The sequence below is a fragment of the Candidatus Methylomirabilis sp. genome (genome assembly GCA_036000645.1).
GTDB lineage: Bacteria > Methylomirabilota > Methylomirabilia > Methylomirabilales > JACPAU01 > JACPAU01.
In genome coordinates, this window is sequence record DASYVA010000103.1 from 1 (window position 1) to 10,666 (window position 10,666).

General features: G+C 72.5%; 12 protein-coding genes and 1 other RNA gene. 9 read left to right on the forward strand and 4 right to left on the reverse strand.

Annotated features, from left to right (window positions below; all coding sequences use genetic code 11):
• The 7 genes from VGT06_06175 to VGT06_06205 form a co-directional block, all read left to right on the forward strand.
• A partial coding sequence (locus tag VGT06_06175) for an efflux RND transporter periplasmic adaptor subunit (protein ID HEV8662707.1) occupies positions 1–1,342 on the forward strand: 1,342 nt, incomplete at its 5' end.
• Positions 1,343–1,352: 10 nt separating this feature from the next.
• Positions 1,353–2,093 (forward strand): ABC transporter ATP-binding protein, encoded by a 741-nt coding sequence (locus VGT06_06180; GenBank protein ID HEV8662708.1) that lies wholly within the window; start codon positions 1,353–1,355, stop codon positions 2,091–2,093.
• A gap of 50 nt (positions 2,094–2,143) precedes the next feature.
• Complete coding sequence (locus VGT06_06185) at positions 2,144–3,322, forward strand: ABC transporter permease (GenBank protein ID HEV8662709.1); 1,179 nt, start codon at positions 2,144–2,146, stop codon at positions 3,320–3,322.
• 69 nt (positions 3,323–3,391) lie between these two features.
• Positions 3,392–4,729: a CoA-binding protein gene (locus VGT06_06190; GenBank protein ID HEV8662710.1), complete on the forward strand. Its 1,338-nt coding sequence runs from the start codon at positions 3,392–3,394 to the stop codon at positions 4,727–4,729.
• 17 nt (positions 4,730–4,746) lie between these two features.
• Positions 4,747–5,487 carry an acetate--CoA ligase family protein gene (locus VGT06_06195; protein ID HEV8662711.1) on the forward strand — a complete coding sequence of 247 codons (741 nt, stop codon included), beginning with the start codon at positions 4,747–4,749 and terminating at the stop codon, positions 5,485–5,487.
• Positions 5,488–5,521: 34 nt separating this feature from the next.
• Positions 5,522–6,187, forward strand: a complete 666-nt coding sequence (locus VGT06_06200) for a hypothetical protein (protein ID HEV8662712.1) — start codon at positions 5,522–5,524, stop codon at positions 6,185–6,187.
• Positions 6,188–6,207: 20 nt separating this feature from the next.
• Positions 6,208–6,402, forward strand: coding sequence for a hypothetical protein (locus tag VGT06_06205; protein ID HEV8662713.1), 195 nt, complete (start codon positions 6,208–6,210; stop codon positions 6,400–6,402).
• A 16-nt stretch (positions 6,403–6,418) separates the two neighbouring features.
• Here the strand turns inward: VGT06_06205 and VGT06_06210 are convergent, their stop codons facing one another.
• From VGT06_06210 to rnpB, 4 genes are all read right to left on the reverse strand, one after another.
• A complete protein-coding gene (locus tag VGT06_06210) occupies positions 6,419–7,039 on the reverse strand; it encodes a hypothetical protein (GenBank protein ID HEV8662714.1) in 621 nt (206 codons plus the stop codon).
• A 78-nt stretch (positions 7,040–7,117) separates the two neighbouring features.
• Positions 7,118–7,501 carry a PilZ domain-containing protein gene (locus VGT06_06215; protein ID HEV8662715.1) on the reverse strand — a complete coding sequence of 128 codons (384 nt, stop codon included), beginning with the start codon at positions 7,499–7,501 and terminating at the stop codon, positions 7,118–7,120.
• Positions 7,502–7,508: 7 nt separating this feature from the next.
• Positions 7,509–8,138, reverse strand: coding sequence for a hypothetical protein (locus VGT06_06220; protein ID HEV8662716.1), 630 nt, complete (start codon positions 8,136–8,138; stop codon positions 7,509–7,511).
• Positions 8,139–8,256: 118 nt separating this feature from the next.
• Positions 8,257–8,650: RNase P RNA component class A (rnpB, locus tag VGT06_06225), an RNA gene on the reverse strand.
• 182 nt (positions 8,651–8,832) lie between these two features.
• Here rnpB and VGT06_06230 point away from each other — a divergent pair.
• Both VGT06_06230 and VGT06_06235 read left to right on the forward strand, forming a co-directional pair.
• A complete protein-coding gene (locus tag VGT06_06230) occupies positions 8,833–10,041 on the forward strand; it encodes a sulfite oxidase (protein ID HEV8662717.1) in 1,209 nt (402 codons plus the stop codon).
• A 14-nt stretch (positions 10,042–10,055) separates the two neighbouring features.
• Positions 10,056–10,460, forward strand: a complete 405-nt coding sequence (locus tag VGT06_06235; protein ID HEV8662718.1) for a cytochrome c — start codon at positions 10,056–10,058, stop codon at positions 10,458–10,460.
• The last annotated feature ends 206 nt before the right edge of the window (positions 10,461–10,666 follow it).

The window sequence follows — 10,666 nt, forward strand, 5'->3', positions numbered from 1 at the left end:
GGCGGGCGTGCTGGCGGCCGCGGGGGTCCTCCTGCTCCTCCGGCCGACCGGCAACGGCCCCGCCTACCGGACGGCGCCCGTGGAGCGGGGGGAGCTCATGGCCACCGTCGTCGCCACCGGGACGGTGAACCCGGTCATCACCGTGCAGGTCGGCAGCCAGATCTCGGGGATGGTCAAGCACCTGTACGCCGACTTCAACTCCGTGGTGAAGCGGGGCCAGCTCATCGCCCGGATCGACCCGGAGCTGTTCGAGGCCCGCGTGAGCCAGGCCCGCGCCAGCCTGGAGAGCGCCCGGGCAGCGGTCCTGAACCAGGAGGCGAACCGGGAACGGGCGGCGGCTGACGTGGAGAACGCCCGCGCCGCCCTGGAGGCGGCGAAGGCGAACGTCGCCCGGCAGCGCGTGGCCCAGCTCGACGCCGAGATCAAGCTCAAGAGCCGGACGAATCTGTTCCGCGAGGGGGGGATTTCCCAGGAGGAGCGGGACTCGGCCCAGGCGGCCTTCGACTCGGCGCGCGCCGGGGTCGATGCCGCGGTGGCCCAAGAGCGGGCGGCTGGCTCCACGCTCCGGGCGGCGGAGGCGGCCCTGCGGGTCGCCGAGGCCCAACGGAAAGCGGCCGAGGCCAACGTCGCCCACCAGGAGGCGACGCTCCGCCAGGCCGAGGTGGACCTGAGCCACACCTTCATCCGGGCGCCCGTGGACGGGGTCGTCATCTCCCGGAGCGTGGACGTGGGCCAGACGGTCGCCGCCTCCCTCCAGGCGCCCACCCTGTTCCTGATCGCGCAGGACCTGACCCGGATGCAGGTGAACACGAGCGTGGACGAGGCGGACATCGGCCAGGTCACGAGCGGCCAGCCGGCCCGGTTCACGGTGGACGCCCACCCGGGGCAACCCTTCGAGGGGGCCGTCACGCAGGTGCGGAGTGCGCCGAACGTCCAGCAGAACGTCGTCACCTACGACGTCATCATCGAGGTGGCGAACCCGGACCTCCGGCTCAAGCCGGGCATGACGGCCAACGTCCAGATCCTCATCGCCCGGAAGGCTGACGCCCTCAAGGTCCCCGCCGCCGCGCTCCGGTTCCGTCCCTCGGGCGGCGGGGCTGAGAGACCGGCGAGCGGCGCCGACGGCCGTCCCCAGCGCTCCTCGCGGCGGGGGGCGTCGGAGGGCCAGATCTGGATCCTGGAAGGCGGCGTCCCGAAACCGGTGCCGGTGACCCTCGGCCTCAGTGACGGAAACTACGTCGAGGTGGCGGCCGGCGACCTCCTGGAGGGCCAGGCCGTCCTCGTCGGCACGGGAGCCCGCGAGATCCAGCCGGCCCCCCGGCGGCGCTCCTTCGGGTTCTAGCGGGGTGACGATGCCCCTGGTCGAGCTCTCCGACGTGACCAAGGTCTACCGGGTCGGGACCGTGGCGGTCGCGGCCCTGCGGGGGGTGAGCCTCGGCGTGGAGCGGGGGGAGTTCGTGGCGATCATGGGCGCCTCCGGCTCCGGGAAGTCCTCCCTGATGCACATCATCGGGTGCCTCGACCGGCCCACCACGGGTCGCTACCTGCTCGAGGGGCAGGAGGTCGGGGCCCTCTCGCGGGATGCCCTAGCCGCGATCCGGAACCGCCAGGTCGGGTTCGTCTTCCAGGCCTTCCACCTCCTGCCGCGGGCGACCGCCCTGGCGAACGTGGAGCTCCCCCTCCTCTACAACGGCTGCGCGCCTGCCGAGCGGCGGCGCCGGGCCGCGGAGGCCCTCGCGATCGTCGGGCTCGCGGGGCGGGAGGACCACCGCCCCAACCAGCTTTCGGGAGGCGAGCAGCAGCGGGTGGCCATCGCCCGCGCGCTGGTGAACGGCCCGACCCTCCTCCTGGCCGACGAGCCGACGGGGAATCTCGACAGCCGGAGGAGCCTCGAGATCGTGGCCACCCTCCAGCGCTTGAACCGGGAGCGGGGGCTCACGGTCATCCTCGTCACGCACGAGCCGGACATCGCCGCCTTCGCCGGCCGCGTCCTCCAGTGCCGGGACGGACGGATCGTGACCGACCGCCCGGTCCCGGCCCCGCGGGACGCGGTGGCGGAGGCGGCCGCGCTGCCGCCGGAGGAGACCCCGTGAAGCCCTGGTCCTCGGTCCGGGTCGCCCTGCAAGCCGTCGCCGCAAACCCGATGCGCTCCGCCCTCACGATTCTGGGCATCGTCATCGGGGTGGGCTCGGTCATCGCCATGATCGCCGTGGGCCGGGGGGCCACCCAGCGGATCCAGGATCAGATCCGCTCGATCGGGAGCAACATCCTGATCGTCCTCTCCGGCTCCTCCACGGCCGGAGGCCTCCGGGCCGGGTCCGGGACCCTCCTCCGGCTCACGGAAGAGGATGCCGCGGCCATTCAGGCCGAGTGTCCCGCCGTGGACCTGGCAGTCCCGACCGTGCGGGGGACGGCGCAGATCGTCTTCGGAAACCAGAACTGGTCCACCGTCGTCCAGGGCGGGACACCGGATTACCTGGCGGCCCGGGACTGGCCGCTGGCCTCAGGCGAGCCCTTCACCCCCCAGGACCAGGCGGCCGCCACAAAGGTGGCCCTGCTGGGCCAGACGGTCGCCCAGAACCTCTTCGGCGACAGCGACCCCGTGGGGCAGATCATCCGGATCAAGAAGGTCCCCTTCACCGTCCTGGGGGTGCTGAGCCCGAAGGGGCAATCGCCCTGGGGCCAGGACCAGGACGACCTGGTGGTCGTCCCGCTCTCCACCGCGAAGCGGCGCGTCCTCGGCGTCAGCCAGGCGAATGCCCGGGCGGTCAGCAGCATCATGGTCCGGGCCCGGGAGGCCGGGCTCCAGAAGGAGGCGGAGGAGCAGGTGGCCGCGCTGCTCCGCCAGCGCCACCGGCTCCAGCCGGACCAGGACGACGACTTCACCGTCCGAAACCTGTCGGAGGTCTTCGCCGCTCAGGAGGCGTCGGCGCGGGTGATGGCGGTCCTGCTGGGGGCCATCGCATCGGTCTCCCTGCTGGTGGGAGGCATCGGCATCATGAACATCATGCTCGTCTCGGTCACGGAGCGGACCCGCGAGATCGGCCTGCGAATGGCAGTCGGCGCCCGGGGCCGGGACATCCTCCTCCAGTTCCTCATCGAGGCAGTGACGCTCGCGCTGCTCGGGGGCATCATCGGGACCGGGCTCGGCCTGCTCGGCTCGGCCGTCCTGGCCCGGTTCGGGGACTGGGCCGTGACCGTGGATGCCTCTGCCCTCCTCCTGGCCTTCCTCTTCAGCGCCGGGGTCGGGATCTTCTTCGGCTTCTACCCCGCGAAGCGGGCGGCGGAACTCAACCCCATCGAGGCCCTCCGCTACGAGTGAGCGGCCCGCGCCTTGACAGCGCCGCGAGGCGCGTGCTAGAAGGGCGCGACCGTCCCGCCGGGAGCCTGCATGCCCCATCCCGATCCCCCGCGCCGTGATCCCGCCGTCTTCGAGGCCCTCTTCCGCCCCAAAGCGGTGGCGGTGGTGGGCGCCTCCACCCAGCCGGAGAAGCTCGGCTATCAGGTCTTCCGGAACCTCACGGAGGCGGGCTTCGCCGGGCCCCTGCACCCCGTGAATCCGAAGGCGGACGCGATCCTCGGCCGCAAGGCCTATCCCAGCGTCGCCGACCTCCCCGAGCCCGCAGACCTGGCCGTCATCATTGTCCCGGCCCGGCTGGTGCCGGAGACGATCCGGGCCTGCGGGCGCAAGGGAACCCGGGCCGCCATCGTGATCTCGGGCGGCTTCAGCGAGAGCGGCCCGGAGGGGGAGCGGCTCCAGCAGGACGCGGTGGCGGCGGCGCGGGAGGCCGGCATCGCCCTGGTGGGGCCGAACTGCCAGGGGGTGAACCACCCCTACCACGGCCTGTGCGCGTCCTGGCCGCTCCTGACCACCCGCGGCTGCATGGCGATCGCCTCGCAGAGCGGGACGGTGGGCGCGGCCCTCATGGACTGGGCCGCCCAGGAGGAACTGGGGGTCTCCGCCTTCGTGAGCATGGGGAACCGCGCCGACGTCGACGAGAGTGACCTCCTCGACTACTTTGCCGCGGATCCGAACACCCGGGCCATCGCCCTCTACATTGAAGGGATCAAGTCGGTGCCCCGATTCCTGCGGGCGGTGGCCGGCTGCTCCAAGCCGCTGGTGGTGCTGAAGGCGGGGCGAACCCCCAAGGGGCGCAAGGCGGCCGAGTCGCACACGCGCTCCCTCGCCGGCCGGGACGAGGTCTACGAGGGGGCCTTCCGGCAGTACCGGATCCACCGCGCGGCCACGCTGGAGGAGCTCTACGACGCGGCCAAGGCCCTGGCGTACCTCACGCGTCCGGCGGGCAAGCGGATCTGCATCATCACCAGCTCGGGCGGCTCCGGGATCCTGGCCACGGATGCCGCGGAGAATGCCGGTCTGGACGTGGCCCCCCTCCCCGAGGCGCTCCGGGCCGCCCTGAAGCCGGTCCTGCCCGCCCACTGCACCGTGGCCAACCCGCTCGATCTCACCGGCGATGCCACCGCCGCCATGTACCGCCAGGTAGCCGAGGCGGCGGCGCCCCACTTTGACAGCCTGGTGGTCATCTTCGGCGACCCGATCCCGGGCGCGTCGGAGGTCATCCCCGCCGCGTCCCCCCACGCCGTGATCTGCCTGGGCGGCGCCGACGTGGAGCGGGAGGAGCGGGCCCGGATGCACCGGAAGGGCCTCCCCACCTTCCCCACCCCGGAGCGGGGGGTGCTGGCGCTCAGCCACCTCACCCGGTTCTAAAGAAGAAGAGAGGACGGATGGCCCCCCGCGATGTCACGGTACCTCCGCGCGAGGCGGCCCGGCGCCTCATCGAGCAGGCGCGCGCCGAGCGGCGCCACCTGCTGGAACCGGAGGCCTACCAGCTCCTGCAGGCCTACAGCCTCCCCGTTCCCCGGCACCGGTTCGTCCGGGATGCAGAGGAGGCGGTGGCCGCGGCGGAGGCGATCGGGTTCCCGGTCGCCCTGAAGGTGGTCTCCCCCGACATCCTCCACAAGAGCGAGTCCGGTGGGGTCCGCCTGGATCTGCGGGGGCCGGCGGCCGTCCGGGAGGCCTTCGAGGCGGTCCGCACCGGCGCGCGCGCCGCGCGGGCCGACGCCCGTCTGCCGGGCGCGCTGGTCGTGGAGATGGCGCGGCCCGGGACCGAGGTCATCGTCGGGATGACCCGCGACCCGCAATTCGGCGCCACGGTGATGTTCGGCCTCGGCGGGATCTTCGTCGAGATCTACCGGGACGTGAGCTTCCGGATCGTGCCGGTCGCCGAGCCCGATGCTCGGGAGATGATCCGGGAGGTGAAGGGCCTGCCGCTGCTGACCGGCTACCGCGGGCGGCCCCCGGCGGACCTGGAGGCCATCGCCCGCATGGTGCTCCAGGTCTCCCGGATGGCCGAGGAGCTTCCCGAGATCGCCGAGGTGGACCTGAACCCCGTCGTCGTCCATGAGCGGGGAGTCCTCCCCCTGGACGCCCGCGTGCTCCTTTCCCTGGAGGAGACATCGGCCTGAGGGGCGGCCCCGCCCCCGCAGGCCGGCATCGCCCATGCCCGAGCCTCTCGCCGCCGCCCCGGTGATCCCGCCCCGCGCGTGGCCCGCGATGGCCGGGCGCGGCCTGCTCGCGGCGGTCCTCCTCGGCGGCGCCATCGGAGCCGCCGCCGGCACCATTCGCGGGAATGTCTTCCGGGATGACCGATACCGGATCCAGATCACGAAGCCGCCGACCTGGCACTTCGTCCCGGCGGCGCAGGCGTCGAGCCGCGCCCGGGAAGCGCTGCCGGAGGAGCTGCGGGGCGGCCGGGCGGGGGCGGCCAGCCTTCTGGTGGCGGTGAGCGAACACCCACCCGGCGCTCCCGCGCGCTACCCCGCGCGGGTGACGGTGGCGGTGGAGGACCTCACGGGCCGGCCCGGCGTCGAGACCCTGGAGCTCTACGCCCAGGCGAACCTCCGGACGCTGGGGAACCTCCTGGGGGATTTCAGGCTGGAGGGACCCTCCGACCGGGTGCGGGCGGGGGGCGTCTCGGGTCTGCGGGTGGAGTACAGCGGCGTCCTGCACCGGCCGGAGGGGCCGGTGCCGATCCGGGGGATCGCGCTGCACTTCCTGCGGGGGAAAACCGGCTACGCGATCACGGCGGTGGCCGCAGCGGAGGAGTTCGCGGCGCGCCGCGGGACCCTGCAGGAGATCCTGGCCAGCGTGAGCTTCCTCCCCTGACGGATGCGCAAGGAGGGGCCATGCAGTCCAAGGTCCGGTGTCCCATCTGCCGGCGCCTCATCTCCGAGGAGCGCCTGGACTCCCACGTTCGGATCGAGCAGACCCTGATCGAAACCATCAGGAAGGAGCACCCGGACTGGATCGAGTCGGACGGCGCCTGCTCCCAGTGCGTCAGCCACTACCGGCAGCAGATCTCCCGCCTGCGCGGCAGCTAACGAGGGAGGGGACCCCTCAGCGGGGGGTGGGCCCGTCGCGCCGCCGCAGGCCCGGCAGGTCGTAGAGGACCTCCGCCTCCCGCCCCAGGTCGCGGAGCACGTCCAGGAAGCGTACCGCCGCCCGCTCCTCCGGAGTCCCCTCGCGGGCCTGTCGCTGCCGCTTGAGCTCCCGGAAGCTCTGGAGGACCGCCCGGTCTCCCAGGCGGCGGGCGATCCGCTCGCCGCACGCCTCCAGGAGGGCTACCCGCTCCCGGTCCCGCCGTGCGGTCGCCTCCCGATAGGCCCTCAGAAACTCCGCCGGGCTCCCCTGCTCCCAGGCTTGAAGGAAAGTCTCCCGGGCGCGGATCTCCTTCACCAGGCGGCGGAGCTGCTCCGCGCGTCGCCGGGCGGCCGTGAGCGTCGAGCGGCCGGGGGCGCCCAGGGCCTCCTGCAGCTTCGCCTCCGCCGCCGCCGCCGCCTCGCGAAAGGCCGCGTAGTTCGCCTCCACCTCCCGGAGGCATGCTGCCTGCTTGGCGCGCAGGCGCTCCGCCTTCGCCTCCCACGGGAGGTCGGGGGCGGCGGCGACCGCGGCCGCCTCCGCCAACAGCGCATCCATGACCTTCAGGGGGGAGCGGGCGAGACGCTTCAGCTCGTCCACGGGACCTCCCAGGAGGAGAACGGGCGACCACCCGGGACGATTGTAGAGAAGGGGAGGGGGAACGGTCAACCGGGAAGGTTAGTGGGGACCCGACAGGGAGTCGAGCTGCTTCAGGTACTCGAAGATCTTCGTGAAGAGGTCCACCCATCCGGGCTCGGCACCCGGGTCGATGCTCACTCCCATCTGGAACGCGCCGGGCGCCTCCGGCACCCCCTGGCACCACCGGACCTGGCCGGAGAACTTCACCCGCGGCGCCCCGAGCACGTGACTCTCCAGCCGGAACTGGAGCGCGGCCCCCGCCTGGTACGACGTTGCCCCCTCCAGCTTCAGGCCGTGGTGGCTGAAGTCCAGGAGGCGGACCTTCTCCTCGGTCCCGTCGGGGGCCAGGATGGCCAGGCTCGCCCCCTGCTGGGCGAGCGGGCTGAGGGTGTAGCGGGTGTCGGTACGGTGCTTCGGGTCCATGGTGGGCCTACTTATCATAGAACCGGAAGGTGGAGGCCATCACGGCGCGCATGAGGTCCGCCTCCTCCCGGATCTTTTCCAGCTCCTTCAACTGGGCCCGGGCCGCCTTCTGCTCGGGGGTGTAGCGGGCCTCCTGGGCTCTCGCCCGCAGGGCCCGGAAAGCCTCGAGAACCTTCGGATCGTTTTTCCGCTTCAGGAACCGCTCCGCCGCCTGCTCGAAGATCTCGGCGCTGTCCGTGTCCCCCCGCTCGACCGCGGCCTTGTAGTCGGCGAAGATGGTGGCGGCCGGCTCGTCCTCCCACTGCTCGAAGAGCCGCTCCCGGAAGGCCGCCTTGTCAATGATATTGAACAGCTCCTGGATCAGGGTCTCCATCTGCTGGAAGGGGGTGAGGGCCGGAGGGGTGAGGACCTCGACGAGCTTCTTCTCCTCCTCGGCCAGCCTCCCCCGGAACCGCTTGAACTGCTCCTCCGCCTCGCTGACCGTGGTGTCCTGGACCTTCTTGACGCGGGCGAGCTTCTCCTCGGTGCTCAGGTGGGGATCGGCGGAGATCCGGCTCACCTCCGCCAGGAGGGAATCCAGGAGCTGCAGCGGCGCCTGGGCCATTTTCTTGAGTTCGTCCAAGGCGGGTCCCTGCACGGACACTCCTCCGCTGGCCGGGGTTCCTCCAGCGGCGCGCTGGTGCAACTCCTATACCAAACAGGGTGGAGGGGCGGCCCGGGGGGCTCTTCCGGGGGGCCGCCTCGACGAGTCAAGAAGCCGGAGTGGGCCTGTAAGCCGGATCCTGTGCGGGCCGAGGCCCGCGGTGGTCATTCCTCTAGGCCCGGCGTTGCCGCCGGGCTCCAGCGGCCTACCCGGGGGCTCGGGCGGGCCACCCTCCCGCCGGCGCCTTTCGGCTCCGGCTGCGCCCCCCTATTCGGCCTTGCTCCAGGTGGGGTTTGCCGAGCCAGCCTGTCACCAGGCTGCTGGTGCGCTCTTACCGCACCATTTCACCCTTACCGGGCGGCCTCGCGGCGGCCCGGCGGTGTGTTTCTGTGGCACTGTCCTCGGGGTCACCCCCGCTGGGCGTTACCCAGCACCCTGCCCTGTGGAGTCCGGACTTTCCTCCCGCGGCCCCTCACGAGGCCGCCGGCGACCACCCGGCCCACTCCGGCCGATTCATGCTAGCACCCTGGCCGCAGGGGCGCAAGGCGCGGCGTACTCGAGGCCGCCGGCCTTGACTTCTTCGCCTCAGCCATGATACACGCACCACGCCACCGGAGATTCGATCCCCATCCAGTCTCTGCTTCGCCGCCGATGGATCGCCAGCAGGACCCAGCGGAAGGAGGCAACCATGGGACCGAGGGAGAGGGGCAACGTCGCGCCGCCGATCGCGGGGCGCGAGGAGGGAGCGGCCTGTGGAGTCTCGCGCCGGGGGTTCCTCCGGGCCGTCGGCGTCGGCGGGGTGGCCGTCGTCCTGGCACCGCCCGCCGCCGTCTCCGCCGAGGAGGCGAAACCCAAGGGGCTGGTCAAGCCCGCGCCTCCCGAGATCTTCGTCAACCACGGCCTGAACCAGGAAACCCGGCTCGAGGCCCTGAAGGGCTACCTCACCCCGTCCAGCCACTTCTTCGTCCGGAACCACCACCCCACCCCGGTCCTCGACGCGAGGACCTGGCGGCTCAAGGTGGAGGGGAACGCGGTGGACCGGCCGCTCGAGCTCACCTACGAGGACCTCCTCAAGATGCCGTCGCGCTCGGTCATCTGCTTCGTCGAGTGCGCGGGCAACGGCCGGGGCTTCTTCGCCCAGTTCATGGGCCGGACCGGGCAGGGCACCCAGTGGCGGTTCGGGGGCATCGGTATCGCCGAGTGGACCGGCGTCCCGCTCGGGGCCATCCTCGACATGGCCGGCCTGAAGCGGGACGCGCCCCGGGACATCCTGAACGTCCTGATCGAGGGGCTGGACGACGGGAAGGTGAGCCGGCCCGTCACCGTGGAGAAGGCCCTCGAGGACGACACGCTGCTGGCCTACGCCATGAACGGGGAGGTCCTCCCGGCGGACCACGGCTTCCCGGCGCGGGCCGTCGTGCCCGGATGGGTGGGGATCAACAATATCAAGTGGGTCGGCCGGATCGAGGTGCGCGACAGCAAGATTGATGTGCGGACGACCACAACCGCCTACATCCTGGAGGGCCCTGACTACCCGGACAAGCCCCCGCTGCGCCTGCAGACCCTCAAGAGCGCGGTCGCGCTCCCCTGGGGAGGCACCGTCCCGCCCGGCCGGCACCTCGTCCGGGGCTTCGCCTGGTCCCCGGTGGGCCGGATCACCCAGGTGGAGGTCAGCCTCGACCGGGGGGCCACCTGGCGGCCGGCCCGCCTGCGCGAGCCCAACATCCCCCGCGCCTGGGTCCGCTGGGACTTCGAGTGGAACGCCGCGCCGGGGGAGCACACGCTCACGACGCGGGCCACGGACGAGAGGGGCAACGCGCAGCCGGCCAGCATCCTGTGGAACCGCCAGGGCTACGGGTACAACGTCCCCGTGCCGCACCCGGTCACGGTCGCCTAGCGGGGCGGCGCTCGGTGCGAGGGAGGGGGGGGCGGCGCCCACTCGGGCGCTCGGGGGCCGCGGCCGGTGGCCTCGTCCTCTTGCTGGTCGCGGCCCCGGCCCCCGACGGGACCGGAGAGGACGCCGAGGCGCAGAGCCAGCTCGCGCGCGGGCGGGCACTCTACGTCCAGCACTGCTTCGCCTGCCACCTGCCCGGTTCCGTCGGCCCCGAGCTCACCCGCGAGGTCCTGGCCGGCATGGGCACGGCGCGCACCCTCTTCAACTTCATCCGGACGGCGATGCCGCAGAACGCCCCGGGCAGCCTGACGGACCAGGAGTACTGGGACATCCTGGCCCACATGCTCGCGGAGACCGGACTGCTTCCGGCGGGCATCCGCCCGGAGCCCGAAACCGCCGACACCCTCCGCCTCGCCCCATAAGCACCGCGACCGCCCCCGGACGCGCGCCGGGCCAGAGAGGCTAATGCAAAAGACAGAATGACGTGACACGGTCCGGGTCCTGGCGCCGGCGCCGCCCCGGGCCCCGGGAGGGAACCCTCCCGTGGTTCCCCCCATCGGCCCAGAGCCGATGGGCCCCCCCTCCGCACCGGGGGCCTTCGGGCGGCATCCGGCGCCACCCGGACCGT

What these genes read in the sequence shown, in the direction of transcription:
- VGT06_06180 (HEV8662708.1), top strand. Translation starts at nt 1,353, where the DNA reads ATGCCCCTGGTCGAGCTCTCCGACGTGACCAAGGTCTACCGGGTCGGG.
- VGT06_06185 (HEV8662709.1), top strand. Translation starts at nt 2,144, where the DNA reads ATGCGCTCCGCCCTCACGATTCTGGGCATCGTCATCGGGGTGGGCTCG.
- VGT06_06190 (HEV8662710.1), top strand. Translation starts at nt 3,392, where the DNA reads ATGCCCCATCCCGATCCCCCGCGCCGTGATCCCGCCGTCTTCGAGGCC.
- VGT06_06195 (HEV8662711.1), top strand. Translation starts at nt 4,747, where the DNA reads ATGGCCCCCCGCGATGTCACGGTACCTCCGCGCGAGGCGGCCCGGCGC.
- VGT06_06200 (HEV8662712.1), top strand. Translation starts at nt 5,522, where the DNA reads ATGCCCGAGCCTCTCGCCGCCGCCCCGGTGATCCCGCCCCGCGCGTGG.
- VGT06_06205 (HEV8662713.1), top strand. Translation starts at nt 6,208, where the DNA reads ATGCAGTCCAAGGTCCGGTGTCCCATCTGCCGGCGCCTCATCTCCGAG.
- VGT06_06215 (HEV8662715.1), bottom strand. Translation starts at nt 7,501, where the DNA reads ATGGACCCGAAGCACCGTACCGACACCCGCTACACCCTCAGCCCGCTC.
- VGT06_06230 (HEV8662717.1), top strand. Translation starts at nt 8,833, where the DNA reads ATGGGACCGAGGGAGAGGGGCAACGTCGCGCCGCCGATCGCGGGGCGC.